The sequence below is a fragment of the Acidiluteibacter sp. genome (assembly GCF_055129545.1).
Genome location: NZ_JBSRUB010000007.1, coordinates 105,753 through 132,496 on the forward strand (window position 1 = coordinate 105,753; position 26,744 = coordinate 132,496).

Sequence of the window (26,744 nt, forward strand, 5' to 3'; positions counted from 1 at the left end):
CTTTTTTAAGTTTCGATATCACGCCGAATCGAATAATTCTACTTTTTTTATTTGGCTTCATCCACTCATTCAGTTTATCTTTGCGCCATGAAAAGTATTCACAGTGCTGATTTTAAAATTGGCCTTTTAGGCGGAGGTCAATTGGGCAGAATGATGTTGCAAAAAGCCTACGATTACAACTTATTTATTTCTGTTCTAGACCCAACCCCTCAAGCTCCTTGTCATCAATTGGCAAATGAGTTTATTGTGGGAGATTTCAAAGATTACGATACCGTATACAATTTCGGATTAGATAAAGATGTGATTACCATCGAATTTGAAGATGTAAACTCTGACGCTTTAGCTGATTTAGAATTAAAAGGCATTAAAGTATTTCCACAACCTAAAGCGCTTAAGATAATTCAAGATAAGGGATTACAAAAGGAATTCTTTACTAAGATTGGTGTTCCTACATCTCCTTATTTTATTGCAAAAGACAAAAATGAAATCGCTGAAAAAGCGACTCAATTTCCCTTTTTTCAGAAATTAAGAACCTCTGGGTATGATGGATATGGTGTAAAAAAGATCAACTCTATGGAAGATATCGAAAACGCGATGGAAGGCCCTTCTATGTGCGAAGTAGCTGTTCCAATGGACAAAGAATTATCGGTTATTGTAGCTAGAAATGAGAGTGGAGAAGTGAAAAATTTCCCGGTAGTTGAATTGGAGTTTAACCATGAAGCCAATATGGTGGAATACCTTTTTGCTCCTGCCAATATTTCAGCTGCAATTGAACAACAAGCGCAAGAATTGGCTCAAAAAGTGATTACCGAATTAGATATGGTGGGTTTATTGGCAGTAGAATTCTTTCTGAGCACTTCAGGAGAGTTGTTGGTCAACGAAATTGCTCCACGTCCACACAATAGCGGACACCAAAGCATTGAAGGCAATTTCACCTCTCAATTTGATCAGCACATTCGATCCATATTGAATCTTCCTTTGGGAGATACAGCAGCGGTTAAACCATCTGTAATGGTGAATCTATTGGGCGAAAAAGGATTTGAAGGTCGCGCGAAATATGAAGGAGTTAATGAAGCAATGGCAATGAAAGGCGTCAACATTCATTTGTATGGAAAAGCCACCACCAAAAGCTTCCGAAAAATGGGACATGTAACGATTGTTGCAGAAACCTTGGCCGAAGCTAAAACAATTGCCAAAAAAGTAAAAGAAACCATCAAAATAAAAGCAGTATGAAGGCAGAAGTTGGAATTATAATGGGAAGTAGCTCAGATTTAAAAGTAATGAATCAAGCTGCTGAAGTATTGAAAGAATTGGGTGTGAGTTATGAAATCTCAATTGTTTCTGCTCACAGAACTCCTGAACTAATGTTCGATTATGCGAAATCAGCCCTAAAAAAAGGATTAAAGGTAATTATAGCCGGTGCTGGTGGTGCAGCTCATTTACCTGGAATGGTCGCTTCTTTGACTCCACTTCCTGTAATTGGAGTTCCAGTAAAATCAAGTAATTCTATTGATGGTTGGGACTCTGTTTTGTCTATTTTACAAATGCCTGGTGGTGTGCCTGTAGCAACAGTAGCTTTGGATGGAGCAAAAAATGCGGGGATTCTAGCTGCTCAAATCATTGCCACTTCTAATCCACAAATCATGACCAATGTTCAAAGCTACAAAGAAAGCTTAAAAACAAAAGTCGATCAAATGAACAAAGACATTAAATCTTAAGGCATAGCATTTTCAGGGTACCTCGCATTAATAGTGCGATAGAATGCATAGATTTTTTGCAAGTCTTTTTCGATGTCTCCTGTGGGATAGAACAACGGACCAATTCCTGCAATTTTCTTTTTGTAATCCAAGTACCCTAATGCAATTGGCACTTTGGCTCCATTAGCTACGTGATAAAATCCTTTTCTGAATTCCTTTACTAAACTTCGAGTTCCTTCTGCCGGAATCATCGTCACTAAATCTTTGTGCTCATCAAACAAATCAATAAGGGCTTGTACTTTATTGCCTTTTGCTTTCGATCGGTCAACTGGAATCGCGCCCATTGACTTCAAAAAGAGGTTTAACGGAAAAATGAAATAATCATTCTTGATTAAAAACTTTACTTTAATATTTAGGATATACAGGGCACATCTAGCATATAAAAAATCCCAATTACTGGTGTGGGGTGATGCTATGAGTACACATCGCTTCACCTCTGGACTATCTTTTACAGCAGTTTTCCATCCGGTGATCCAAAAAATAAATTGAGAGAGTAGTCGCATGGGGCAAATATAATGGTACCTGTGTTAATTCTAGTGTATAATTAATTGTTTTTTAATGTAAGTGCTGATAAGCTTCTCTAAAAAGATTTGTACTTTAGAATTTTAGAATTTATTAACTTTTACGAATGGTTAAAACACTACTAGCTGGTTTATTATCTTTCATTGCAATACACGTAAGCGCCCAATTAAATGAGTCTATCGGCGGAAGAGCAGCAGCAATGGGCGGAGCATCCATTAACCAAGCAGACCTTTGGTCAGTAGAAAACAACATGGGAGCGATAGCTTTTTACAACAAAACTTCGGTTGGCGCCTACTATTCCAATTCATTCTTAGTGAAAGAATTGGCACTAAAATCTGTCGCTGCCACTTATGCGTTAAAAAACTCTGGTTTTGGATTGAGTTTATCTCAATTTGGATATTCACAATACCAAGAAAATAAAGTGGGATTGAGCTATGGAATCAAATTGAGTGAGAAATTTGGTGTCGGAGCTCAATTGAATTATTTTAATCTTAAAATCGGTGAAGGATATGGAAGTGCGGGTATTTTAACTGCCAAAGTTGGATTTTACACTAAAATAAATGATGAATTAAGTCTAGCGGCTACCATCAGTAACCCTACCAGAACAAAACTACCTACCAGAGATAATCTAAACGACTTTAAAGACGAACGTTTGCCCACTGAAATTCAGATTGGACTGAACTACGAATTTTCAAAGAAATTAAATACCAGTATTCAAGTTTCTAAAAACCTAGAATTTGACCCAAGTATTCACATTGGATTAGAATACCAAGTAATTGAGATCCTTTATTTACGAGCAGGAATAGCAAACAAACCAGCAGAAAGCAGTTTTGGTTTTGGGCTTTTATTCAAAGACTTCCAAATGGATTTTGCTTCTTGTTTTGATTCCAACTTAGGATTTTCTCCAAAAATTTCATTGTCCTATACGTTTGAATAATGAAGCAACTTCTATTCTATTCTTCTCTCCTATTTTACTTTTTTAATGCATCCGATGCTTTGTCGCAAAACTTAGACATCGAAAAAGAGAAAAACCGCATCATTGAATCTCGAATTGAGTTTTTATTGGACAACAATGAAAGCGGTGATGCCGATTACACCACCCTATTTGAGCAATTGGAGTTCTATTATAGAAAGCCGATCAATTTAAATAAGACGAGCTTCGAAGAGCTTCAAACTTTAGGTTTAATTAATGACATTCAAATCAATAATTTACTAGTTCATATTGAGAAGTATGGCAAACTAATTACTTTAGAAGAGCTGCAATCAGTTGATGGGATGGACATAGAATCCATTCGTTTGATTCAACCGTTTGTAAAGGTGAACCGAAACGCAGATGCACCCAATGCAAGTTTAAAAGACATTATATTGGATGGCGACAATCAGTTTTTCATGCGTTACACTAGAACGCTAGAACAGCAGCAAGGATACACAGATGCAACACCTGAAGAATTAGATAAAAATGAAAATGCACGCTATTTAGGAAGTCAGGATCGCTATTATGCCAGATATAAATTTACCTATAGCAATAATGTCAGTGCAGGATTTACAGCAGACAAAGACGCCGGTGAAGAATTCTTTACAGGAACTCAAAAGAATGGATTTGACTTTTATTCAGCTCATTTATACCTTCAAAATTTTGGAGTCGTAAAAGAGCTAGCTTTAGGAGATTTCCAAGCCCAATTTGGACAAGGTTTAACGTTTTGGTCAGGATTAGCTTTTGGGAAAACTGCCGATCTTCAAACCATAAAGCGCAGTGCAAGAGGTTTACGTCCTTATACTTCAGTTCAAGAAGATCGATTTATGAGGGGTGGTGGAATTACCCTTCAGAAATACAACTTTGAGTTGACCGCTTTTTATTCCTCCAATAAGGTAGATGCTAACGTAACCGACACATTGGATAACCAAGAAACGTTTGTTTTTACCTCTTTAGGTGAATCTGGATTTCACAGAACCCCAAGCGAATTAGAAAATAAAAATAGAATCAGAAGAACTTATTTAGGTGGTCACTTAACCTATAAAAAACGAAATTTCAACTTCGGATTAACGGCAGTTACAAATAAACTGGAAGGAGAATATCAACCTCGCACACAGACCTATAATCAGTTTAGCCAGATTGGAAAGGAAAATACCAACGTAGGATTGGATTACAATTATATTTACAAAAATTTCAACTTCTTTGGGGAGGTTAGTCACTCCATTGATGGAGGAATGGCGACTACCAATGGTTTATTGGTTTATTTAGATCCTAAATTATCATTGGCTGTTCAGCAACGCAAGTACGACAGAGACTTTAAACCATTTGAAAGCAATGCCATTGGTGATGGTGGAACCAATGTAAATGAACAAGGAATTTTTATGGGAATTACAGCCAAGCCATTTAAAACCATCACCCTTTCGGGATATTTTGATCGGTTTGTTTTCCCTTGGTTGCGTTTTCAATCGGATGCTCCAACAGATGGTTACAATTATCTCGCTCAAATCACTTATTCTCCCAACAAACAACTGAGCATGTATGCTCGGATTCGAGAACGAGAAAGAGGTGCTAATTTGAGAGTTGAAGGAGAACCCATCGACCTTGTGGTGAATGAAAAACAAACCAATTATCGTTATAACATCAGCTATAAAATCAACAAACAACTCGACCTCGACAATAGAATTGAAATGGTCAGATATATCCAAGGCGATCAAAAAGCAGAATATGGATATGTGTTGTATCAAGACCTTTCATACAATAGTTTGAGTAGCCCTTTCTCTTTCTCTTTGCGATATGCGCTGTTTGACACCGATTCCTACAATAGTCGAATATACGCTTATGAAAACGATGTGCTCTACGCCTTTTCTATTCCCGCCTACAGTGGACGAGGAACCCGATTCTATTTATCGACTAAATATCACATTCGAAGAGGCATCGATTTATGGGTGCGGTATGCACAAACGTATTACAGCGACCGAGATGAAATCTCTTCAAGCAAGGATTTAATTGAAGGTCGTGTGAAAAGTGAAATTAAAGTTCAACTGCGTTTAAAATTCTAATGCAAATTACCTACAGAACCATCGAAGCCAAAGACGATGAAGCGCTGAGTCGCATCATTAAAGATACATTGATTGAATACGATTCAGCGACGCCTGGAACTGTTTTTACTGATGATGGCACCAATCGACTCTCAACTACTTTTACATCAGTGAAAAGCCGCTATTTCGTTGCCCTCGAAAATGGTAAGCTGTTGGGAGGTGCAGGAATTAATCTCTTACCAGGCGAACCCGATTCGGTTTGCGAATTACAGCGGATGTTTTTACATACTTCGGCAAGAGGAAAAGGAATTAGCAAACAATTGATGCAACTTTGTTTGGAGTTTGCGAAAGAAAAGGATTTTGAAATCTGCTATTTAGAAACCTTCCCAGCTTTGAAAGAGGCCATTCATTTGTATGAAAAAACTGGTTTCGAATACATTGATCACTCCATGGGAAATACTGGTCATTTTGCATGCACTACACGAATGATTTATCGGTTGTGATAACTTATTTCAATACACTCAATGTGCTTTTATAAACTCGGCCATTTATTTTTGAAACAATGAAATAGGTTCCAGCTTCTACTTTTTCTGCAGTCCAAGGCAGATTACCTTTCCAATTGGCTACTTCTCTGCCCCAACGATCAAAAATAATTGTTTCTATGGTCTGATTGGAATCTATTGTGTAAATGAAGAAATCATTAATCCCATCTCCATTTGGTGTGATTACATTTGGTATCACCATTTGAATTTCTTTAGTAGTATCAGGTGTTTCACAATTCTCCCAAAGCAATTGAACCATTGAAAATTCATTGGAAGTACAGGAATCTACCACCGACTTGATGTAAAAAAATGAATTCAAAGTATCTGTAACAGTCAATGTGTCTCCTTTGTAGAAAAAAGTAGTAGTATCACTTCCATAATACCATTCAAATGTTTGTTTGGGCAATTCTATTCGAGGTGTTAGTACCCAATTGTACTCACAGCTATTAAAGCTAGTGTCGTTAGTTGACGGAGGGCGATTTACGGCAACCAAAAAAGTATCGCTAAGCAAAACATTGCACACTTGATAACGGAAATATGTAGGTCGATACAACACTTGATTAATGGTGTCATTGGGTTGAAAATTTTGAAAAATTAAACCATCGTCTGAGTGCTGCCAATTGCCTGATCCAATTGAGTTAGAAGCTATGAGTTCTATTGAAGATCCGTGACACACTTCTTTTGGTAAAGGTGAAATAGTTCCCACTGCCATTCTAGGAGAATGAGTGGTTTTAAGGGTGTCATTGAGCGAATTAATGTCTCTTTTCATGCTGCTGATTACCGATAAAGTATAAAGTGAATCGATGATCGAAAAATCTACTCCAGTTATCTCAATACGAACTGAACTGTCCGGCTGCAATGCAGTTCCTAACAAATTATTGTTATTCAACTCATAAGAATACGAGTTGATTAAACTACCATTTACCGCTAAATTGAGGTTCAAAAGTACAGTATCTACCGTAAAATCTATGGCCGAATCGGCGTGATTAGTCAAAGTAATGTTTACTGTATCTTGATTGCCATAACAAACTTCATTGACTGCAATTTGAGATACTTCAATATCATAGTCATTCAACTCAATGACAGACATATCGTCAAATAAATAATACGCTGTAAAATAAGGATTGGTAACTGGTGGTGTATTCATTGTGGAAACCGAATCGTCCACATAAAAATTTCCGAATGTAATGTAACGTTCACCTCCTGTGGCAGTATAAATTCCTGAAATTTCGGTCCACGCCTCTTTGTCCAAAATAACCCGATCCAATGGGTTATTTATCTGTGGAGTGTACATACTTAAGGGCCCTGTGCCCACAAATACAGGAGGAACAGGGATATGTGCAGATAAATATGCACCAACCCGATTGATGCCATATTTTGAAATATCAGTTAGATTTACATAAAATTCAACTTTATATCTTCTATTCTTTGTTAATCTAGCTGATAGTTCTGTATAAATATATTCTCTATATTGACTTTGAATACTGCTTAAATTTAAGCCACAATAAGCATCCCCATTTCTAGGAATTTGGAAACCTGTTATAGAACTTGACGGTATTGAAATTGAAGGATTAGTAGAACAAACATGATAATAATCAGGAGTTGCATTGGTAGGATTTTGCCAATAAATTGATCGTGTAATTTGTCCACCATTATTTGGACAAGTCGTATACTGCTCAAAACTTGGATTCTGAATTAAGTTTTGGGCAGTTGAAAAATATACCACAAAAAACAAGAGCATAAAAGATGAAGAGGCTTTCATTGGTTCTATGTAAAAATAGGGATCAAAAAGGATTGATCCCTATTGGTTTTTATTTTATATTTACTTTCTTAGTAAACACATTTTTATTCTCTGATGAAACCATTAAAAAATAAATTCCAGGAATCAATTCCTTAACACTAATTTCATTTCTTCCGAATTGTATATTTCCCAGTTTAACTAATTTTCCAAAAGAATCAAAAAATTGATATTGTACATTTTCTGACGTAGTTTCTATGGTCAATAAATCAGTTGCAGGGTTTGGAAAAACGTCAATATCTAAAATAGATTCTTCTCTTATTGGTTCTGATCGCAATCTAGCACCCTTTCCATTTTCATAATTTTCTTTTCCAATAATTTCTTCACATTGATTATAATACTCAATGCCATAAAGTTCAAATAAAATACTTCTTGCTTCGTAAACAGATGGGCCAACAACAAACGGACAACTTTTTGCAATGGTATCCATTCTATAATAATCCATTTTAGATAAAGTAGGTTGTTTGGAATACAACAAATTTTCTCGGATGGAATAGGCAAAAAGTAAATTATCTTCCATAAAATTGGTACTTACATTTCTATATTTACTCAAGCTATCCCCATTGTTCTGAGTTAAAATGGCAGACCCAATAGAAGTACTTTTCAAACTATCTAAGTAATTTATTGATACTGTATTTAATCTGCTTTTAGTCGAATACAAAGTTTTAAAGAAACCGTAGTTTTTCAACCAATTTTCACTTAAGAAAATAGTACTTCTTTTCATTTTTGGTGTAGTAATATTTGAGGCTAATCGTTGAAATGGAGGTACAAAAACGTCATCACAATCATAAAAATTACCATTTGCATTTGGGTCAACAATTATTTCTTCAATTGGATTTAACGATAAATTATTCCAAGGTTCGAAGGGCAACCCTCCATTTCTTGTCCAAAACCTAGTAAACTGTCCATTCGCATTTTCTGTATAGGTATGTATTGGTATAAAGTCCCATTGATTATCAGAAGGGAAGGTTATTAAACCAATGTTAGCAAGCTCAGTACCATTTGAAGCAACAAATCCATAATCAGCCTGAGACATTGTATTTCCAAGTATAAAAGAATCATCTCCTTCAGTATTAATTCCTAAATAATGTATCGATGTTGTCGTATAGCTAATCTCATTGCAGCTTACCATTGCATCATGCCCAGACATAGAAACTCTTATTCCCGTTTGTTTACAATATGCCGGAGCAATGGTATTATCTCCAATAATTTGATTATTCCATACTTCAACATTCCTATTTCCTTCAAAGTTAAAAGTGTTTGAAATATCAATTCCAGTGTTTAGAGCGTTGAACAGATAGGTATTTGTTTTTAAATCAATGATATTTTCAACAATATGGGCACCTGAAGAATTAATGACCTTAATTCCAATACAAGCATCATCAATAACATTACTAAGTAAATCATAAGTTGCACCAGGATGGATATTGTCGTTATATATCCCAATAGTTCTGTATGCATCCTCAAGATTAATAGAGTTATTTTTTATGATAACATCGTTTGTAAAATAGTTCGATAAACTAATTCCAGTTTGTAAATTATCATTTATATCATTATTTTCAATAAGTAATTCACCTAAAGCATGTGTATTGTCTCTGCCACCAATTGCCACAGCATTAGTAGAATTTGTAAATTGATAAAAACCACTGAAAAAATTATTTATAACCTTTGATTTTTGAATTCCGAATAACCTAATATTTTCATTTGAATCATAAAAGAAGTTTCTTTCATAAGTATCATTACCACCAATTGTCACAACAGGAACAGTAATTGGACTAAAAGTACCTATTTGAGAAATTCCATCAATATAAACTGCAGCTTTAGTGTTTGGATCGATAACATCTATTGAAACAAATCCCCTAAATTCATTGTTAATTATTTTAACGGATGATTTATCTGACTTTATTCCAAATAACAATCCCGGCTGTATAGGGATAGAATAATCATTTCCAAAAAAATAATTTTTAAAACTCTGAATGCTATTATCACCTAAGGTAAAACCTTTACTAGTACTCAAATCAATTACGCCATCAAGTAAAACTCCTGCATAAGCTCTACTACCTGACCTAGGTGGCAATAAAAATTTGGAGGCTTTAAATGTAGACCCTATTACAGTTCCTGTATGTTCTCCATAGTATTCGGGCATTTTAATACCTACATAATTTGCATCAAAAACTGAATATTTTATATCAAAATGTGCTCCTGAGTTTGACAAAACTGCAATCTCTGCGTCTCTTACTTCAGAATCAGTCATTCTTAATGAAGTAGTTCCAGTTGTTAAGTTAATCCCCTCCCACATAGTTTCGCAACCCTCTAATAAACTTTCGGTAAGAATCAATTTACCATCAGGTATATTCTGTTTATTGCTTGGTACTACTCTTATACCCGCCCCAAGTTCAAAAACCGCATTTGTGCTTAATATTTGAAAAGGTTGATTTACAAAAAACAATCCTTGAAACAGTACTATAGAACTTGATACTTGAAGCGTATAAACTGTTGAAAGAGAAAGTGGATCATATACTAGAGAAACTAGTCCATAAAAATCAGGATCATTCACTAAATCATCAACGGTATAATTACCCGGTACAATTATTCTTGTTGGGCATGGCTGGTCAGGAGGGATTTGCGCAATTACATTTGATTTAATCAATAAAAACAAAAGAAATGGTACTACTTTCTTAAAGGTTTTTACACTAACATTTTTCATAAGCTTAAATTTAATTTATAGAAAAGACTCTACGTGAGTCATTGAATACAAATATGGGTTTAAGTGAAACTAGTATACTGTCACATTTCACTCATTGGCATAAACTTACGAAAAATATTTATTGTTTGATTAATTGTAAAAAAAATAGTAATTATTTTATTTCCCCTTCGGCTTATAATGATATACCACTTCTCTTTCTGTGGGAATGACTGGACTTATTGGCGGTTCCGGGGCGTTATTGATTGGAGGATTATTCAACGGTTTATTCCAATACGCATCAGGATCATCTTCTGGTCGTTCATCTTCATTGGTCCAAACGTATTCCACTTTTTTCAATCCAATATCTCGATAAATGTAAGCCAATATCAATCCGGCAAACAAACCCCAAAAATGACCTTCGTAGGAAACCTTGTAATCGATCGGAAAAATGCCCCAAATCATACTTCCATATAAGAATGCAACTAGAAAAGAAATGGCAATTAATCGATAATGTTTTCGGATAAAACCGCTGACAAAAAGAAATCCAAACAAACTATATACTAAACCACTAGCACCAATGTGGTAACTGTCACGCGCAGAAATCCAAGTCCACAAACCACTCATGATAATGGACCAAAAGATAACCTTAAACGCTACTGGCCGATAGAAATAAAACAAACTACTTCCGAGAATAAGCAGTGGGACTGAATTATTAAATAAATGATTGTAATCGCCATGAATAAAAGGCATGAATAAAATACCCATTAAGCCACTCCATTTGCGAGGGTATATCCCAAACTCAACAAAAGAGATGTCAAAGGTGATTTCCACTGCTTTTATCAACCATATCGTCACCACAAAAAGGAATGGAAATAATATGGAGAAGAAAAATTTTCTTTTGTCCGTCGTATTCATTTGATTATAAAGTTACCATTTGTGAATAAATATCGCCATCTATAAAAAAATAGAATTGAAGTTGAATAAAAAATGGTAATATTATGGTCTACAAAAACCCGTGCAACAATGAAAAAGCATTTAATCATTCCTGCCACCGCTATTTTACTATTTTTCAGTGCCCCTGCGCTAGCAAATACCAATGCAAAGCCAATGGAAGGCCCTAAAAAATCAAGCCAAAAACAAACGACTGTAAAATATGAGTTTTCCTTGTTCCAAATTGCCTATAGTTTGGTTAAAGAGAAGCAAGATACGGTCAGTAAACCTGCTATAAAAGAAAGGAAAGACGAAGAGTTATAATTAATTTATTCCTCTCATCTTCTTAATGTTCTCATACGCTTCTTGCACTCTTAAGAACTTTTGCTCAGCTTCTTTCTTGACATCTTCTCCTAAGTGCGCCACTTTGTCAGGGTGAAATTTCGTCGCCATTTTTCGATAGGCTTTCTTTATTTCATCATCTGAAGCATTTTTATCAATTTCTAAGATTTTATAATCTCCTGCTGTTTCTTTGATAAACATGGCCTTAATCGACTGAAAGTCGTAAGAATTAATTCCCAATGCGGATGAAATCTGATCCAACACATTGACTTCCGATTCACTATAGTTTCCATCTGCTCCTGCTACACCAAATAGAAAGTGCAACAATTGCAATCGATCGGCTTGGCGCATATTCAATCGTATTTGCTGCCCAATTTGATACACATTAATATCCTGATCGAGTACATTTTTTAACAACACCAATAATTCTTTGGTTTTGGCTTCTCCAAAATGACGCACGAAAAAAGCTTTAACATAATTCAACTCGCTTTTTAAAATTTTATCATCGGCTTTCATCACAGCAGCTGCCAACACAATTAAACTTGCGCTAAAATCTCCTGTCCTTGTTTGATTGGATCTTCTTGTTTCTCCACCTTGGTAAAATTCTGTATCTACCTCAGTAGAAGATTTATCAATCATGCTACCAACCGCAAAACCAAGTATTGCTCCTAAAGGACCACCAAAAGCCCATCCTAATCCACCTGCGATCCATTTACTATATCCTGCCATTATTTAATTTTATGGTTGAGGGCAAAAATAACCAAAGCGTAAAGAGTTCTCATAATAATTGTTGTACAATTTTTAAAAAAGGAGATTTGTTTTATCTTTGCAGTCAAATTGATTGACAGATATTGCTAACTCCTTATAAAATAGTAGTCCCAACTATCGACAGTGGTTCTACATTCTACTTCACCAGCGACTCAGGATTGAGGTACGAAGTAAAGTTTGGTAGAAAATCGACGAACATTTTTAATGTTTCTATCGTATTTGGAGTATTGAATGATGAATTTGATGGAGAAGAGTATTCATTGACCAATCGAGGAGAAGTTTATAGGGTAATGGCAACTTTAGTGGAAGTTGTGCGTTACTATAAGGAGAGGCATCCTAAAATTACAGAGTTTGAATTTTCTGGGGAACCCACAAATGAAAACGATGACAAAGAAGGTGCAAAAAGGTTGAAATTATACAGTCGTTACTTGACTCATATTTTTGAACCAACAATATGGAAACAAGATGATTCTGAAGGGAAAATCAGAATGATTCGAATTTAAAAGATTAAAAAAGCTTAAAAAAACAATATCTAGTACAATTATTGCTAGATTTTATACGTCATATTACATTAAACATTTTTAGAAGGTATAACCCATGAGACAACTAAAGATTAGTCAACAGATCACCAAGAGAGAAAGTAAATCGCTTGAAAAGTATCTGCAAGACGTTTCTAAAGAAGAAATGATCAACGCAGAAGAAGAAGTAGAATTAGCGATTAAAATTCAGACTGGTGATGAGAGAGCACTTAACAGATTGGTGAGAGCCAACCTACGTTTTGTGATTTCTGTGGCTAAACAATATCAAAATACAGGACTTACCCTTGAAGACCTTATTAACGAAGGGAATTTAGGTTTGATAGAGGCTGCAAAGCGTTACGATCACACCAAAGGGTTTAAGTTTATCTCTTATGCAGTCTGGTGGATTAGACAAAGTATCTTGAAAGCAGCAGCTGACAATTCAAGAACTATCCGTTTACCGCACAACAGATTAGGTGAAATCCAAAAAATCAGTAAGGCTTCTAACGAGTTCGAACAAAAGAACGAGCGTACGCCTACAGCTGACGAATTAAGTGATTTAACTGAAATGGACGTAGCTAAAGTTGAAATGTCACTAAAAATGTCGAAGAAACAAGTTTCTATCGATGCGCCAATGAGCAATGATGACGACAACAATAGCTTAGTTAGTGTATTGGAAAACAGTGACACTCCTGATCCTACTGATTCATTGATGCAAGAATCTTTATCTAAAGATTTAGAGCGCACTCTTTCTTACCTAAAAGGTATGGAAGCAGAAGTAATCCGTTTATTTTATGGATTAGGTGGCTCAAGTGAAATGACATTGGAGGAAATTGGAAACACTTTTGGATTGACAAGAGAACGAATCCGTCAAATTAAAGAAAGAGGCTTAAGACGTTTAAGAAGAGTTTCTTCTCAAACAAACTTACAGACTTACTTATAGAATACAGGAATCAATGATTCTTCAATCGCTTCTGCAATGCTGAAGCGATTTTTTTATGTCCAAAAATTTATAGTTGCCTAACTTTTCCTAGAAAGCATGTCATCCTCCTTGGATAGCGGAATCTAAATCCACTTCCTTTTATTTCAACCACATATTTACAGGATTTTGATGTGTGATTTATGTAACCTATTTCTTTTTTTATGTAACCATAGCGTCGGTAATTGCTCTCAATTTTGTGCACAATTGAAAATTCATTCAACACATAAAAAAACAAAAATGAGAATAAGCCAACTACTATCTGTCGTTGCATTAACAACTATTACATTAATCTCTGCCTGTAAGAAAGATACAGATGAACCAACTCCAAATGGATCTTCAAATCCAACAGTAATCCCTATACAAACCACCAAACAAACGAAAGTTGTTTTGGGTGCTTCATCTAGCTTTGCGGTGATTTGTGGCGCAGAAGTAACCAATACCGGAGCAACTGTCATCACAGGCGACTTGGGCCTAAGTCCAGGAACCTCAATTGGCGGTTTTCCTCCAGGAACGTTAAATGGTACATTGCACATTAACGATACGCTTGCCAAGCAAGCAAAGCGGGACATTACTGCTGCATACAATGATGCCGCAGGAAGAGTAGCTGCAGATATCGTTACCCTTTCAGGAAATATAGGTGGACTTACACTAACTCCAGGTCTATACAAATCAACTTCCTCCCTAGCAATCTCTTCAGGAGATGTCACTTTTGATGCAAAAGGAGATGCTAACGCTGTTTTTGTGATCCAGATCGCCTCTTCACTCACCACCACTTCAGGACGTAAAGTTATCTTGGCCGGTGGAGCATTACCTTCAAATATTTTTTGGCAAGTGGGCAGCTCGGCTACTTTTGGAACTACCTCTGTTTTTAAGGGAGTGGTAATCGTAATGGAAACCATTTCGTTCAATACCGGAGCTACTTTAGGTGGAAGCGCCATGGCAAGAACTGGTTCCATAACTATGGATGCCAATACCATCGTAAGATAAAATCAAAAATTGCATTTCGATTTTCTTGAAATGCCGTCTTTTTTCGGCTGCTGTGAAAATTTATTCCCAACAATAAACCTTTAAATATGATTAAAAAAATACTTTATTCGATTATAATCACAGTTTTAAGCCTTTCATTTTCTCCAGATAGTTTTGCGCAAGCACCCAATCTGGGAACAGCTAGAGATTTTGTCCTCTTTACTACTAATGGAGCAGTAAGCAACTCAGGTATTTCTCAAGTTACTGGTAATGTGGGAACCAATAATGGCTCTAGCACAGCCTTTGGAAACGTAAATGGCCAAATGCACGATGGCGATGGAGTGAGTGCACAATGCGCATCGGATTTACTGATCGCTTATAACCAATTAAATAATGCTATTCCAACACTCTTTCCAGCACCACTTTTAGGAAATGGAGATACTTTAATTGCTGGAATCTATTCGATTTCATCTGCCACCACATTAAATTTATCCCTTAATTTAAATGCCCAAGGCAATCCAAATGCTGTATTTATCTTTCAAATTCAAGGTCCTTTGTCGACCAATGCTGCCTCAAAAATTAATTTGATTAATGGAGCATTAGCCTGCAACGTATTTTGGAAAGTAGAAGGCTTAGTAAGCATGGCTTCGGGAACAACTATGAGAGGGACGGTTATCGCTAACAATGCTGCGATAACGATGAATACTGGAGTTGAACTAGAAGGTAGAGCACTTTCTACTGCTGGGGCGGTGACGGTTGATGGAGTATTGACCCAAATGCCGATCGGCTGTGGAAGTCCTTTACTGAATGGTCCTACTGCTCCTAATTTAGGCGCTGCCGCTTGCTACGCTATATTTTCATCTGATGGTGCAGTCTCTAATTCAGGAATCACCAATGTTACTGGAGATGTTGGTAGCAACAATGGATCTGCAACTGGCTTTGATCCTTTATTGGTGTCTGGTACTGTTCACCTGATTCCTGACGGTTCTACAGCGCAATCTGCAGCAGATTTATTAGTGGCTTATAATTATGTCAACACACTTACCCCGGACATCGAATTATTGTACCCAGCCGACTTTGGGAAAAACTTGGTGTTGACTCCACATACCTATTTGATGAGCGGAGCAGCCACCTTTACTGATACCCTTTTCCTGAATGCCCAAGGGAATGCTAATGCCGTTTTTGTGATCCAGATTAATGGAGCATTATCAACAAGTACCTATGCTAAAGTAGTTCTTATGAATGGCGCACTTTCTAAAAATGTGTATTGGAAAGTGGAAGGAGCAGTGAGCATAAACAACTATTCCATTTTTAGAGGTACAATCATTTGTAACAATGGAGCATTGGGCGCTTTAAATACAGGAGTAGTATTGGATGGAAGAGCGCTTACAACCAATGGAGCATTGACTTCAACTGCAATGAATGCAACAGCGACTGCGATTCCAACCAATTGTACAACTGTTGGTATTTCAACAATAAATGGTGAAAAAGCAACGGTTTCAATTTATCCGAACCCCTTTCGAAGCACTGCATCTATTCAAATAAATGATGCATCACACATTCAAAACTGTGAATTGAGCATTTATAATAATTTGGGAGCAAAAGTACTCGATACAAAAATCAGTAAACAAGTCACTACCATTGAGCCCAACTTTCCTTCTGGAGTCTACTTTTACAGAGTCATGAATAATGGAAGTGTGATTCAATCAGGCAAATTAATCTCTGAATAGTAAAATCACTTTAACAGACTTGCAGTCTTTTCAAGTGCATCACTAGGATGGGCTGCAAGTCTTTTTTAATAACGCATAGTTTAATGAGACTATAGTCCTACTCTAGCCCTTTCAATACTCAATGAAATCTTCAAATTCATCGAACTTCAAGTATACTATTTTTGAAGAATCTTTTAATTCAGAAATATCAAACGAAAGAATATCGTGGCACAATGCCTGGCAGCCTTTGTTGTAGTTTGAGAAAATAAACTTTATAGCGTAATAGCTTCGTCCTTGGTTATCTCTAACCAAAAGTCCGTTAGTGGCCAATCGTTTTTCGTTATCCCCACAACCGCAACTATAGTTTATTCTAAATTTCAAACAGTCTTCTTCAATGGCAACAATGTCATTGATATTGCTAACTAAATCTCTCCGGATACCTTGCACATGGGTGCTTGTTGAAATACCAAAATTGTAAGAATCAGACTGCAGTTGAAATAAACTATCGTTTAATAATAAAGGTTGACAGGCTTCTCCTCCATTTGTTTGTGAATAAGAATTGAAGGTAAAGATGGTGGTTAGAATAATGAGTAGGAGTTTGAGCATGGGGTTTGAGTGTTAATTATAAATATCCATTTAGTATACGTTTTACTCCATCAGTTAATCTTATGTTATTAAAATTAATTAGCAAGCCAAGCTTTAACTCTTTTAGTTTTAAATATGTTAAAAGTTGAGCAGTATGAATATCGGCAAGAAAATCAATTGCTTTCAATTCAATTATTACCTTGCCTTCTACTATAATATCAATCCGATAACCTGCTTCCAACTTTACTTCTTTATATACTACAGGCAAAGCTACCTGAGTTTGTATTCTTAATCCTTGTTACTTTAGTTCATAGGCAAGGCAAACTTCATAACTACTTTCCAATAAGCCTGGTCCTAATTGTTTATGCACCTCAATTGCAGCACCAATTATCTTCCTTGAAATTTCATTTTCAGTCATGGCTTTTCTATGTTATCTCTAAGGTGCTAATATACAGCATTTATTTATGTCATTATAGTTATTCTATCACGTATTTACCCTATCTTTTCACCACAAAGGCTCAGGGTTCACAGAGCTTTTATTCTGCTCTGACTTCTCAATGATTAATCCTTTAGCTTTCTTTTATTAAAGCACTTGATTCTAAGCATCCCTTTGTGTTCTTTGTGTCTCTGTGGTTATTTTTTCAGGTGCTTTACCCTGTTTTTACACCACAAAGGCACAGAGTTCACAGAGCTTTTATTCTGTTCTGACTTCTCAATGATTAATCCTTTAGATTTCTTTACTATTAAAGTACTTGATAATAAGCATCCCTTTGTGTTCTTTGTGTCTCTGTGGTTATTTCTTCATGTGCTTTACCCAATTTTTTCACCACAAAGCCACAGAGATTTTATACTGCTCTGACTTCTCAATGATTAATACTTTAGCTTTCTTTACTATTAAAGTACTTGATTATAAGCATCCCTTTGTGTTCTTTGTATCTCTGTGGTTATTTTTTCAGGTACTTTACCCTATTTTCAACACAAAGGCTCAGGGTTCACAGAGATTTTATACTGCGCTAACTTCTCAATGATTAATACTTTAGCTTTCTTTACTATTAAAGTACTTGATTATAAGCATCCCTTTGTGTTCTTTGTGTCTCTGTGGTTATTTCTTCATGTGCTTTACCCAATTTTTTCACCACAAAGCCACAGAGTTCACAGAGGTTCTTTATGCTCATTCTATCTCAATTATTGGCCTATTATAATTTCATTTTCTATATACAAGACCTCATGATTAATACACACCTTTGTGTTCCTGACTGGCGCAGGCATAGCTTTGTGTCTCTGTAGTTAATCTTTGAAGTATTCCAACAAACCTGACAATTATCATTTTATCTGTTTTTAGGGTGGTTTAAATTTGGTACGAATCAACATTAAAACCATAAACGATGATCCCATCCATTCAAACAGTCGATCAATTGCTCAAAAACATTAACCTCGGCCCTGGCTATGGCGGGTATATGGAAATATTAAAAGCCTTGGACATTCCTGCCAAAGAATTTACGCCCTACATCAAGTGGGATGCGAATAAATACACCCGCAACTGCATCAGCTCCTGCGAAGAATATGAATTATTGCTGATGTGTTGGGAACAAAAGCAGCTCTCCCCTATTCACAGTTATAGTTTTCAGGAAGGTTGGATTCAGGTCATAGAAGGAGAGTTAACAATAGACACTTATGCGGTAAATAGAGAAGAAAAAAGTGCCACTAAACTAAATTCCATTACCGTAAAAGCGGGAGCATTTTATTATTTAAATGACGACATGGGCTTTCATTGTGTAAGAAATTCATTTAAAGGACGTACCTTCAGCCTCCACTTACACATCGATAGAATCACCGAATGGGAAATTTTCAACCCTAAGTTGAAAAAAATAGAAACTTCTCACCCAACATATTCAAGCATATCAGACGATTGTGACCTTTAGAAGGTTTTTTACTTAAACCTGACAATTATCATTTTTTAACTTTCCTTGTAGTATCAACTTTGGAGTAAATTATTAAACCATGAGTGTATTAATTATTCTTATCCTAGTTAGCCTTATCGTAGCCGTCGGATTTTTAGTGGCTTTTATCTGGTCGGTAAAAGCCGGTCAATACGATGACGACTATACCCCTTCCGTCAGAATGCTATTCGACGACAAACCCACAGAAACGAATTCAGTCAATCAAAAACAACCAGATAAATCTAATCAATAATGAACACAACCATTCAAAAAGAACAATTTAGCTACGACAATAACATTGTCAGGCTTTTTGGAAACGCCACCATATTCTGGGGCGTTATTGGAATGCTGGTGGGCCTTTTAGCCGCACTGCAACTTATTTATCCTGCTGCCAACTTGGGCATCGAGTTTACTTCCTTCGGTAGAATAAGACCATTGCATACCAATGCAGTGATTTTTGCCTTTGTGGGTAACGGTATCTTTACGGGAGTTTATTATTCGCTTCAGCGGTTATTAAAAACTCGAATGTACAGCGACACCTTGAGTAAAATCAACTTTTGGGGTTGGCAATTAATCATTGTTTCGGCAGTAATTACGCTCCCGATGGGAATTACCACTTCAAAAGAGTATGCTGAATTGGAATGGCCAATTGACATTGCCATTACTTTAATTTGGGTGGTTTTTGGATGGAACTTATTCGCCACTATCCTAAAAAGAAGAGAACGTCACTTGTACGTTGCCATTTGGTTCTACATCGCCACCTTCGTAACTGTAGCGGTTCTTCACATCGTAAACTCTTTTGAGTTACCTATTACTTTTGTAAAAAGTTACTCTTGGTATGCAGGTGTTCAGGATGCACTGGTGCAATGGTGGTATGGACACAATGCGGTGGCTTTTTTCCTCACTACCCCTTATTTGGGTTTGATGTACTACTTTGTACCAAAAGCAGCTAACCGTCCAGTGTTCTCGTATCGATTGTCAATTATCCACTTTTGGGCATTGATTTTCTTATACATTTGGGCTGGTCCTCACCACTTATTATATACTGCATTGCCTGATTGGGCACAATCACTTGGAGTAGTCTTCTCCATCATGCTTATAGCTCCATCTTGGGGTGGTATGATCAACGGATTATTGACCTTAAGAGGTGCTTGGGATAAAGTTAGAGACAGCGTAGTACTGAAATTTATGGTAGTTGCGATCACCGCATACGGGATGTCGACTTTTGAAGGACCAATGTTATCATTGAAAAATGTAAACGCCATCGCTCACTTTACAGATTGGATCGTAGCACACGTACACATTGGAGCATTGGGTTGGAATGGATTCTTGACCTTCGGTATGTTGTATTATTTATGGCCAATCTTGTTTAAAACGAAATTGTATTCTCAGAAATTAGCCAACTTCCACTTCTGGATTGGAACCTTAGGAATCTTATTCTATGCCATTCCATTGTATTGGGCAGGATTTGCTCAAAGTCAAATGTGGAACGACTTTACTGCTGATGGTTTCTTAAAGTATCCAAACTTTTTGGAAACAGTAACCAACATCTTGCCAATGTACGCTTACCGAGCAGTGGGTGGATTGTTGTACTACATCGGAGTATTAACCATGGTATACAACTTGATCAGAACAGCTAAGTCTGGTTCTTTTGAAAGAAATGAAACGGCTGAAGCTGCTCCAATGACTCCAATATCTAAAAATCACAAAGATGAACACTGGCACAGATTATTAGAGCGTAAACCTACATTGATGCTCATCGGCTCTTTAGTAGTGATTTTAATCGGAGGTATTATAGAAATGGTCCCTACTTTCTTGGTAAAATCTAACATACCAACCATTGAAGCGGTGAAACCATACACTCCATTGGAATTACACGGAAGAGACATTTACATCCAAGAAGGTTGTGTGAGTTGTCATACCCAAATGATTCGACCATTTAGATCAGAAACAGAACGATATGGTGAGTACTCTAAAGCTGGTGAATTTGTTTACGATCATCCATTTTTGTGGGGATCTAAGCGTACCGGTCCAGATTTGGCAAGAGAAGGAAGTAGCAAACTACGTAAGCCACACTCTTGGCATTTCAAACACTTATACGATCCTCGAAGTGTATCTGATGGATCTATCATGCCGGCTTACCCTTGGTTGTTGGATAAGAACTATGACACCACTGTAACTGCAGCTAAAATCAGAGCCATGATTACGTTGGGCGTTCCTTACGAAGAAGATTATCCTGAAAGAGCGAATGCAGATGTAATGAAACAAGCCAATGAAATCGTTGAAGAAATGAGGGGTTTATTGGAAGAAGATGGTTTCGAAGTTAGTCCTGATAGAGAAATAGTAGCCTTAATTGCCTACTTGCAACGATTGGGAAGAGATATTGAAACAACAAAAACTGGACAATAAAAAACTGAGATCATGTTAAAATTTATCAAACACAATATGGACACAATAGCAGGGATAGGCATCTACCCTGTTATTTCCTTCATCATTTTCTTCCTCTTTTTTATTGGCCTCTTCTTTTGGGTAGGCAGAATGAAAAAGTCTGAAGTGAGCATGCTTTCTGCATTGCCATTTGAGAACGAAGAAAACGAAACAACCAATTACCTAACCAAAGAATCTAAAAAACCATGAAAAAGCAAACTATAAAAACCATACTGACGGTTGTGGCTATAGGTTTAGCACCAGTAAGCGTTTTCGCAGCAGAAAATGCGGTGGCTGTCAATGCAGGAATTTCTGATGCATTTCTACTTTCATTGTTGTTGGGAGTCATTTTATTGTTGCTCCTCATCATCCATGCTATCGGACAAAGTATCGCAAGTATCGGAAAGATTGAAACGCCAGAATCAAAATCGGCCAATGCAGAACAAACCATAAAAGCCATCGCAGTATTAGTGCTAGCAGGCGGTGGCCTGAGTGCTTATGCTCAAAATGGAGCGACTGATTCTGCCCCATTCGTGATGAGTAATGTGTTGTTTTGGACATTGATTACAACTATAGCATTCTTAGCGCTAATCATTGCGATTTTATTTCGATCATTGAAAACGATGATTCGATACAAAAGAGGTGATGATTTCACGGTAGATGAAATGAATAGTATTTTTGATACCATCGGTAGCAAATTAGTGGATCGAGTGCCTGTTGAAGAAGAAGCTACCGTCATGTTGGATCACGACTATGATGGCATTAGAGAGCTGGACAACAACTTGCCACCTTGGTGGAAGTACATGTTCTACGGAACCATCATTTTTGCATTTGTATACTTGATTCGATATCACGTAACCGGAAGTGGCGCATTGCAACTTGAAGAGTATGAAACTGAAATGCTAGCTGCTTCTGAAGCAAAAGCAGAAGCTTTGGAGAGCGGTGGTGAACAAATCACGGAAGATAATATCACACTATTAGTTGATTTAGATGACATTACTACAGGAGCAAACATCTTCAAGGGAAACTGTGTCACTTGTCACGGCGCTTTGGCTGAAGGTCTTGTTGGACCAAACTTAACGGATGAGTATTGGATTAACGGCGGTGGAATAAGCAATATCTTTTCAACAATAAAATACGGTGTACCGGCTAAAGGGATGATTGCTTGGCAAAGTCAGTTTAACCCAGTACAAATGCAACAATTAGCCAGTTACATCATCAGTCTTCAAGGATCTAACCCTCCAAACCCAAAAGACCCTCAAGGTGATATTTGGATAGAAGAAAAAGTGGAGGCTATCCCTACTGACACCCTAGTAACTGAGGACGCTGTAGAAAAAAGTGAAGTGGCAGCTGTCACTGAATAAATAGATACGAACGAAGTTCAAAAAAACGACAATGAAAGAGAAAGAAGAATACATGGACCAGTCTTTTCGAGATTCCATCGCTACAATAGATGAGTCTGGAGGAAGGCATTGGATCAGTCCAAAAAAACCTTCTGGAAAATATACCAACGCTCGCACATGGGTGAGCGTTGTTTTATTGCTCTTTTTATTCTCTGGACCATTTATCAGAATTGGTGGTCATCCATTATTGTTAATGAACATCCTAGAGCGAAAATTTGTATTACTAGGACAAGTGTTTTGGCCACAAGATTTCTACATCTTCGTTTTGATTATGTTGAGTTTTGTGCTCTTTGTGGTACTGTTTACCGTTGTCTTCGGTCGTATTTTTTGTGGGTGGGTTTGCCCGCAAACCATTTTCATGGAAATGGTTTTTAGAAAAATAGAATATTGGATAGATGGGGACTTTAAACAACAAAGGCGCTTAAAAGACAGTGAATGGACAAATGAAAAGATTCGAAAACGAGTTTTAAAACACGGTATCTTCTTTTTGATTTCATTCATCATTTCCAATACCTTTTTGATGTACATCATCGGGTCAGAAGAATGGTTTCAAGTAGTCTCTGACTCCCCTATTAATCACATTGGTGGATTAATTTCCATTTTGATTTTCACTGGCGTATTTTACTTTGTATTCAGTTGGTTTAGAGAACAAGTGTGCATTGTCGCTTGTCCATACGGAAGATTGCAAGGCGTAATGCTCGATCGAAATTCAATTGTGGTGGCTTACGATTATGTTCGAGGTGAAATCAGAGGAAAATTCAAAAAGAACGAAGACCGAACTGAAGCCAATAAAGGAGATTGTATTGATTGTAATCAGTGTGTGAATGTTTGTCCTACGGGAATTGACATCAGAAATGGAACCCAGTTAGAGTGTGTTAACTGTACCGCTTGTATCGATGCTTGTGACGAAATGATGGAAGGCGTTGGTTTGCCAAAAGGATTGATTCGATATGATTCTGAAGAAGGAATCGTGAACAAAGAAAAGAAGATTTGGTCGACTCGAACCATTGCTTACACTGTGGTTTTAACCATTATCCTTACTGTTGTTGGATTTCTATTGCTCAGTCGTTCTGAAGTGGATGCCACCGTTCTAAAAGCTACTGGTCAACAATACCAAAAACGACCTGATAATAAAATCAGTAATCTATACAACTATAAGATCATCAACAAAACATACGACTCTATTCCTGCCATCATTCGTTTAAAAGGAATGGACGGCAAAATAGAAATCATTGGACATGAAAGTCTAATTATTCCTTCTGAAGCAATGACGGAAGGGAGTTTCTTCTTGATTCTAGACATGGATCAACTGAACGATAGAAAGACCGATATAGAATTTGAAATAATCAACCAAGAAGGTGAAGTATTAGATGACATGGAGACATCATTTTTAGCTCCTGTAAAACGTAAGAAAAAATGAAAATAAATTGGGGAACAAAAATCGCCATATTCTATACTACTTTCGTTGTCTTTACATTAGGAATGGTCTACATGGCGTTCAATCAAAATTTTGATTTGGTGACTGAAGATTATTACGCTCAAGAAATCAAGTATCAACAAAAAATCAACGATACTGAAAGGGCAATGAATTTAGACAAAGATTTGAAGATTGATATTACTGGTGGTCAGTTAAACATCGTATTACCAAACAGCGCAGAGTCGATAGCATCAGGCACCATTAACTGTTTTCGTCCTTCGGATGAGACCAAAGATTTTGACGTACAAATCGAGGCTAAATCAAATACTCAAAGCATTCAGCTTGATAAATTTATCAAAGGAAAGTACGTCCTAAAAATGGATTGGACTGCTGGTAACAAATCCTATTACGAAGAAAGAACAATCATTATCCCCTAAAAAATGGAATACTGGACTGCATTTCTGATTGGACTTTTGGGCAGCTTACACTGTGTTGGTATGTGTGGTCCTATTGCGTTTGCATTACCCATGAAAAGAGACCGATTGTCGTCCATCATTTTAGGAAGTACATTGTACAATTCGGGACGTTTATTCACTTACTTTATCATTGGTTGTTTATTCGGATTAATGGGCAAAGGATTTGCGTTAGCCGGATATCAGCAGACTTTATCCATAGCGGTCGGGATAGGAATGATATTGAGTATCGTTATTCCATCCATTTACACCAATAGAATGCACTCTTTTCCTGCATTCAACAGCTGGTTAGGGAAAGTAAAAAGCGGCTTAGGAAAACGGTTGGGAAGAACTTCCAATTTTAATTTGTGGTCCATTGGGATATTAAATGGATTGCTGCCATGCGGCCTAGTATATATGGGAGTAGCTGGTTCGTTGGCCATGGCTACCCCTTTCGACGGAGGATTGTTTATGATGGCATTTGGTGCAGGCACCTTGCCATTGATGCTGAGTGTTTCCATATTGGGAAATCGAATGCAATTCTCTTTCAGAAACAAGGTGAAAAAAGTGATTCCAGTTTTCGTTTTAGCCATTGGAATCCTGTTTATAATAAGAGGTTTAAATCTTGACATCCCATATTTAAGCCCAAAAATTGATCATGAGACACAGCTCATCGAGTGTCATTAAATAAAAGATTATGTATTGGAAATCGCGAACAAAAGAAGCCATTTTAAAAACGGTAGAAACTGCTCTGGAAGGAAACAGCAACTACGCCACCAGTCCAATTTTAGGAATCCCGGGTACTTATTTAGATGAAGACGAGTTTTATAGAGATGCCCCTTTTTTAGCAAAAGCCCCTTTCCTTAAAACAATGATTGCCAACCCCAATCATATTGGTTGCCATACCATGGGAAACAAAGGATTAGACATTTTCAAAGGGACTCAAAGCATTGAACGAGAATTGATCGAACTCTGTGCCGAAGAAATCTTTCAAGGAGCTAAAGGACAGCAAGACGGATATGTAGCTACAGGAGGAACGGAGGCTAATTTGGAAGCGATGTGGATCTATCGAAACTACTATAGAAAAGAGTACGGCGCCACTACTAATCAAATCGGGGTTATCTATTCCAATGATACCCACTATTCCATTGCCAAAGGAAGTGATTTGCTTCAAGTACAATCCATTTTGGTGCCAGTAGACAATGAAACCCGACAAATTATACCTGCTAAACTAGAAGAGAAAGTACTGGCAGCAAGAGAAAATGGTGTGAAGTATTTTATAGTGGTGCTTAATGTTTCCACTACTCTATTTGGTTCAGTAGATGATATAGATCCAGTAGTGGACTTTTTGGATGCCAACAATCTAGTTTTTAAATTGCATTTAGATGCCGCTTTTGGAGGTTTTATATATCCTTTTACCAATCTGGATAGCCAACACAATTTTGCCAACCCAAGAGTGAGTTCTATTTCTATTGATGGTCATAAAATGTTGCAAACTCCTTATGGTACAGGAATCTTCCTAATCCGAAAAGGGTTTATGCAATACGTAGCAACAGATGAAGCGCAGTATGTTCCAGGGTTGGATTTTACCATTTGTGGAAGCCGAAGCGGTGCAAATGCCGTTGTGATTTGGATGTTGTTGATGAACTATGGCTCTGAGGGTTGGAAAGCTAAAATGGATGAACTAATTGATCGAACCAACTATTTGTGTGGCCGATTAGATAATATGGGAATTCACTATTTCAGAAATCCTTACTTAAACATTGTCACTATAAAGGCAGGAGAAATTCCGAGTCAAGTAGCTATGAAATATGAATTAGTTGCGGACACTTATGAAACTCGTCCATCTTGGTGGAAAATTGTAGTGATGTCTCACGTGAAATATGAATTCTTGAATCAATTTTTAGACGAAGTTGAAGGTCAATTGGTGAAGTAAATTTGAAGTTTTTCAGAAGAATCTTTTCAATTATCATATAATTTTTGAATTA

Annotated in this window: 25 protein-coding genes and 1 pseudogene; 19 read left to right on the top strand and 7 right to left on the bottom strand. The window is 36.8% G+C overall.

Translation table 11 applies throughout. From position 1 onward, the window contains the following. Nucleotides 1-87: 87 nt before the first annotated feature. On the top strand, nt 88-1,233 hold the full coding sequence (locus ACTB0X_RS03180) for a 5-(carboxyamino)imidazole ribonucleotide synthase (RefSeq protein ID WP_463023538.1): 1,146 nt from the start codon (nt 88-90) through the stop codon (nt 1,231-1,233). Next, entirely contained in the window at nt 1,230-1,718 is a 489-nt protein-coding gene (gene purE, locus ACTB0X_RS03185; protein WP_463023539.1) for a 5-(carboxyamino)imidazole ribonucleotide mutase, read from the top strand. The genes ACTB0X_RS03180 and purE overlap by 4 nt, the downstream gene beginning before the upstream one ends. Here the strand turns inward: purE and ACTB0X_RS03190 are convergent. Continuing rightward, entirely contained in the window at nt 1,715-2,260 is a 546-nt protein-coding gene (locus ACTB0X_RS03190; protein WP_463023540.1) for a 1-acyl-sn-glycerol-3-phosphate acyltransferase, read from the bottom strand. The genes purE and ACTB0X_RS03190 overlap by 4 nt on opposite strands. A gap of 125 nt (nt 2,261-2,385) precedes the next feature. Between ACTB0X_RS03190 and ACTB0X_RS03195 the strand changes: the two genes are divergently transcribed. From ACTB0X_RS03195 to ACTB0X_RS03205, 3 genes are read left to right on the top strand one after another with little or no spacing between them, the layout of a single operon-like run. Continuing rightward, a complete protein-coding gene (locus tag ACTB0X_RS03195; protein ID WP_463023541.1) occupies nt 2,386-3,216 on the top strand; it encodes a PorV/PorQ family protein in 831 nt (276 codons plus the stop codon). Beyond that, nucleotides 3,216-5,312 carry a helix-hairpin-helix domain-containing protein gene (locus tag ACTB0X_RS03200; protein WP_463023542.1) on the top strand — a complete coding sequence of 699 codons (2,097 nt, stop codon included), beginning with the start codon at nt 3,216-3,218 and terminating at the stop codon, nt 5,310-5,312. Before ACTB0X_RS03195 ends, ACTB0X_RS03200 begins: the two co-directional genes overlap by 1 nt. Further along, nucleotides 5,312-5,794 carry a GNAT family N-acetyltransferase gene (locus ACTB0X_RS03205; RefSeq protein ID WP_463023543.1) on the top strand — a complete coding sequence of 161 codons (483 nt, stop codon included), beginning with the start codon at nt 5,312-5,314 and terminating at the stop codon, nt 5,792-5,794. The genes ACTB0X_RS03200 and ACTB0X_RS03205 overlap by 1 nt, the downstream gene beginning before the upstream one ends. A gap of 4 nt (nt 5,795-5,798) precedes the next feature. Here the strand turns inward: ACTB0X_RS03205 and ACTB0X_RS03210 are convergent, their stop codons facing one another. From ACTB0X_RS03210 to ACTB0X_RS03220, 3 genes are all read right to left on the bottom strand, one after another. Next, the gene (locus tag ACTB0X_RS03210) at nt 5,799-7,595 is read right to left on the bottom strand and encodes a T9SS type B sorting domain-containing protein (RefSeq protein WP_463023544.1); all 1,797 of its coding nucleotides are present in this window, start codon (nt 7,593-7,595) and stop codon (nt 5,799-5,801) included. A gap of 49 nt (nt 7,596-7,644) precedes the next feature. Next, nucleotides 7,645-10,338: a T9SS type A sorting domain-containing protein gene (locus ACTB0X_RS03215; RefSeq protein ID WP_463023545.1), complete on the bottom strand. Its 2,694-nt coding sequence runs from the start codon at nt 10,336-10,338 to the stop codon at nt 7,645-7,647. Nucleotides 10,339-10,494: 156 nt separating this feature from the next. Continuing rightward, nucleotides 10,495-11,232 (bottom strand): rhomboid family intramembrane serine protease, encoded by a 738-nt coding sequence (locus ACTB0X_RS03220; RefSeq protein WP_463023546.1) that lies wholly within the window; start codon nt 11,230-11,232, stop codon nt 10,495-10,497. A 108-nt stretch (nt 11,233-11,340) separates the two neighbouring features. On the opposite strand from ACTB0X_RS03220, the gene ACTB0X_RS03225 reads away from it, so the two are divergent. Further along, the gene (locus tag ACTB0X_RS03225; RefSeq protein WP_463023547.1) at nt 11,341-11,571 is read left to right on the top strand and encodes a hypothetical protein; all 231 of its coding nucleotides are present in this window, start codon (nt 11,341-11,343) and stop codon (nt 11,569-11,571) included. Here the strand turns inward: ACTB0X_RS03225 and ACTB0X_RS03230 are convergent, their stop codons facing one another. Continuing rightward, the gene (locus tag ACTB0X_RS03230) at nt 11,572-12,318 is read right to left on the bottom strand and encodes a TerB family tellurite resistance protein (protein WP_463023548.1); all 747 of its coding nucleotides are present in this window, start codon (nt 12,316-12,318) and stop codon (nt 11,572-11,574) included. A 122-nt stretch (nt 12,319-12,440) separates the two neighbouring features. Here ACTB0X_RS03230 and ACTB0X_RS03235 point away from each other — a divergent pair, with 122 nt between their 5' ends. The 4 genes from ACTB0X_RS03235 to ACTB0X_RS03250 all read left to right on the top strand — a co-directional run bounded on the left by ACTB0X_RS03235 (nt 12,441) and on the right by ACTB0X_RS03250 (nt 16,553). After that, nucleotides 12,441-12,860 (top strand): hypothetical protein, encoded by a 420-nt coding sequence (locus tag ACTB0X_RS03235; protein WP_463023549.1) that lies wholly within the window; start codon nt 12,441-12,443, stop codon nt 12,858-12,860. Between the two features lie 94 nt (nt 12,861-12,954). Next, nucleotides 12,955-13,818, top strand: coding sequence for a sigma-70 family RNA polymerase sigma factor (locus tag ACTB0X_RS03240; RefSeq protein WP_463023550.1), 864 nt, complete (start codon nt 12,955-12,957; stop codon nt 13,816-13,818). A 276-nt stretch (nt 13,819-14,094) separates the two neighbouring features. Next, complete coding sequence (locus tag ACTB0X_RS03245; protein WP_463023551.1) at nt 14,095-14,844, top strand: ice-binding family protein; 750 nt, start codon at nt 14,095-14,097, stop codon at nt 14,842-14,844. Nucleotides 14,845-14,930: 86 nt separating this feature from the next. Next, nucleotides 14,931-16,553 carry an ice-binding family protein gene (locus ACTB0X_RS03250; protein WP_463023552.1) on the top strand — a complete coding sequence of 541 codons (1,623 nt, stop codon included), beginning with the start codon at nt 14,931-14,933 and terminating at the stop codon, nt 16,551-16,553. Between the two features lie 111 nt (nt 16,554-16,664). On the opposite strand, the gene ACTB0X_RS03255 is transcribed toward ACTB0X_RS03250, so the two are convergent. Together ACTB0X_RS03255 and ACTB0X_RS03260 are read right to left on the bottom strand one after the other, a co-directional pair. Beyond that, nucleotides 16,665-17,138 carry a hypothetical protein gene (locus ACTB0X_RS03255; RefSeq protein ID WP_463023553.1) on the bottom strand — a complete coding sequence of 158 codons (474 nt, stop codon included), beginning with the start codon at nt 17,136-17,138 and terminating at the stop codon, nt 16,665-16,667. A gap of 16 nt (nt 17,139-17,154) precedes the next feature. Beyond that, nucleotides 17,155-17,535: pseudogene (locus tag ACTB0X_RS03260) on the bottom strand (GxxExxY protein). Nucleotides 17,536-18,502: 967 nt separating this feature from the next. Here ACTB0X_RS03260 and ACTB0X_RS03265 point away from each other — a divergent pair. From ACTB0X_RS03265 to ACTB0X_RS03305, 9 genes are all read left to right on the top strand, one after another. Further along, entirely contained in the window at nt 18,503-19,039 is a 537-nt protein-coding gene (locus tag ACTB0X_RS03265) for a cysteine dioxygenase (RefSeq protein WP_463023554.1), read from the top strand. A gap of 79 nt (nt 19,040-19,118) precedes the next feature. Then, nucleotides 19,119-19,310, top strand: a complete 192-nt coding sequence (ccoS, locus tag ACTB0X_RS03270) for a cbb3-type cytochrome oxidase assembly protein CcoS (protein WP_463023555.1) — start codon at nt 19,119-19,121, stop codon at nt 19,308-19,310. A gap of 11 nt (nt 19,311-19,321) precedes the next feature. Then, a complete protein-coding gene (gene ccoN / locus ACTB0X_RS03275) occupies nt 19,322-21,466 on the top strand; it encodes a cytochrome-c oxidase, cbb3-type subunit I (RefSeq protein ID WP_463023635.1) in 2,145 nt (714 codons plus the stop codon). A 12-nt stretch (nt 21,467-21,478) separates the two neighbouring features. Then, nucleotides 21,479-21,694, top strand: coding sequence for a CcoQ/FixQ family Cbb3-type cytochrome c oxidase assembly chaperone (locus ACTB0X_RS03280; RefSeq protein WP_463023557.1), 216 nt, complete (start codon nt 21,479-21,481; stop codon nt 21,692-21,694). Continuing rightward, on the top strand, nt 21,691-22,848 hold the full coding sequence (locus ACTB0X_RS03285; protein WP_463023558.1) for a cbb3-type cytochrome c oxidase N-terminal domain-containing protein: 1,158 nt from the start codon (nt 21,691-21,693) through the stop codon (nt 22,846-22,848). The genes ACTB0X_RS03280 and ACTB0X_RS03285 overlap by 4 nt, the downstream gene beginning before the upstream one ends. A gap of 31 nt (nt 22,849-22,879) precedes the next feature. Then, nucleotides 22,880-24,307 carry a cytochrome c oxidase accessory protein CcoG gene (gene ccoG, locus ACTB0X_RS03290; protein WP_463023559.1) on the top strand — a complete coding sequence of 476 codons (1,428 nt, stop codon included), beginning with the start codon at nt 22,880-22,882 and terminating at the stop codon, nt 24,305-24,307. Then, nucleotides 24,304-24,741 carry a FixH family protein gene (locus tag ACTB0X_RS03295; protein WP_463023560.1) on the top strand — a complete coding sequence of 146 codons (438 nt, stop codon included), beginning with the start codon at nt 24,304-24,306 and terminating at the stop codon, nt 24,739-24,741. The genes ccoG and ACTB0X_RS03295 overlap by 4 nt, the downstream gene beginning before the upstream one ends. A gap of 3 nt (nt 24,742-24,744) precedes the next feature. After that, nucleotides 24,745-25,443 carry a sulfite exporter TauE/SafE family protein gene (locus ACTB0X_RS03300; RefSeq protein WP_463023561.1) on the top strand — a complete coding sequence of 233 codons (699 nt, stop codon included), beginning with the start codon at nt 24,745-24,747 and terminating at the stop codon, nt 25,441-25,443. A 10-nt stretch (nt 25,444-25,453) separates the two neighbouring features. Next, entirely contained in the window at nt 25,454-26,692 is a 1,239-nt protein-coding gene (locus ACTB0X_RS03305) for a pyridoxal-dependent decarboxylase (RefSeq protein ID WP_463023562.1), read from the top strand. Nucleotides 26,693-26,744: the final 52 nt, after the last annotated feature.

Bases quoted from the DNA above. Each gene is read 5' to 3' on its own strand.
- ACTB0X_RS03180 (WP_463023538.1), top strand. From the start codon at position 88: ATGAAAAGTATTCACAGTGCTGATTTTAAAATTGGCCTTTTAGGCGGA.
- purE (WP_463023539.1), top strand. From the start codon at position 1,230: ATGAAGGCAGAAGTTGGAATTATAATGGGAAGTAGCTCAGATTTAAAA.
- ACTB0X_RS03190 (WP_463023540.1), bottom strand. From the start codon at position 2,260: ATGCGACTACTCTCTCAATTTATTTTTTGGATCACCGGATGGAAAACT.
- ACTB0X_RS03195 (WP_463023541.1), top strand. From the start codon at position 2,386: ATGGTTAAAACACTACTAGCTGGTTTATTATCTTTCATTGCAATACAC.
- ACTB0X_RS03200 (WP_463023542.1), top strand. From the start codon at position 3,216: ATGAAGCAACTTCTATTCTATTCTTCTCTCCTATTTTACTTTTTTAAT.
- ACTB0X_RS03205 (WP_463023543.1), top strand. From the start codon at position 5,312: ATGCAAATTACCTACAGAACCATCGAAGCCAAAGACGATGAAGCGCTG.
- ACTB0X_RS03210 (WP_463023544.1), bottom strand. From the start codon at position 7,595: ATGAAAGCCTCTTCATCTTTTATGCTCTTGTTTTTTGTGGTATATTTT.
- ACTB0X_RS03215 (WP_463023545.1), bottom strand. From the start codon at position 10,338: ATGAAAAATGTTAGTGTAAAAACCTTTAAGAAAGTAGTACCATTTCTT.
- ACTB0X_RS03220 (WP_463023546.1), bottom strand. From the start codon at position 11,232: ATGAATACGACGGACAAAAGAAAATTTTTCTTCTCCATATTATTTCCA.
- ACTB0X_RS03225 (WP_463023547.1), top strand. From the start codon at position 11,341: ATGAAAAAGCATTTAATCATTCCTGCCACCGCTATTTTACTATTTTTC.
- ACTB0X_RS03230 (WP_463023548.1), bottom strand. From the start codon at position 12,318: ATGGCAGGATATAGTAAATGGATCGCAGGTGGATTAGGATGGGCTTTT.
- ACTB0X_RS03240 (WP_463023550.1), top strand. From the start codon at position 12,955: ATGAGACAACTAAAGATTAGTCAACAGATCACCAAGAGAGAAAGTAAA.
- ACTB0X_RS03245 (WP_463023551.1), top strand. From the start codon at position 14,095: ATGAGAATAAGCCAACTACTATCTGTCGTTGCATTAACAACTATTACA.
- ACTB0X_RS03250 (WP_463023552.1), top strand. From the start codon at position 14,931: ATGATTAAAAAAATACTTTATTCGATTATAATCACAGTTTTAAGCCTT.
- ACTB0X_RS03255 (WP_463023553.1), bottom strand. From the start codon at position 17,138: ATGCTCAAACTCCTACTCATTATTCTAACCACCATCTTTACCTTCAAT.
- ACTB0X_RS03265 (WP_463023554.1), top strand. From the start codon at position 18,503: ATGATCCCATCCATTCAAACAGTCGATCAATTGCTCAAAAACATTAAC.
- ccoS (WP_463023555.1), top strand. From the start codon at position 19,119: ATGAGTGTATTAATTATTCTTATCCTAGTTAGCCTTATCGTAGCCGTC.
- ACTB0X_RS03280 (WP_463023557.1), top strand. From the start codon at position 21,479: ATGTTAAAATTTATCAAACACAATATGGACACAATAGCAGGGATAGGC.
- ACTB0X_RS03285 (WP_463023558.1), top strand. From the start codon at position 21,691: ATGAAAAAGCAAACTATAAAAACCATACTGACGGTTGTGGCTATAGGT.
- ccoG (WP_463023559.1), top strand. From the start codon at position 22,880: ATGAAAGAGAAAGAAGAATACATGGACCAGTCTTTTCGAGATTCCATC.
- ACTB0X_RS03295 (WP_463023560.1), top strand. From the start codon at position 24,304: ATGAAAATAAATTGGGGAACAAAAATCGCCATATTCTATACTACTTTC.
- ACTB0X_RS03300 (WP_463023561.1), top strand. From the start codon at position 24,745: ATGGAATACTGGACTGCATTTCTGATTGGACTTTTGGGCAGCTTACAC.
- ACTB0X_RS03305 (WP_463023562.1), top strand. From the start codon at position 25,454: ATGTATTGGAAATCGCGAACAAAAGAAGCCATTTTAAAAACGGTAGAA.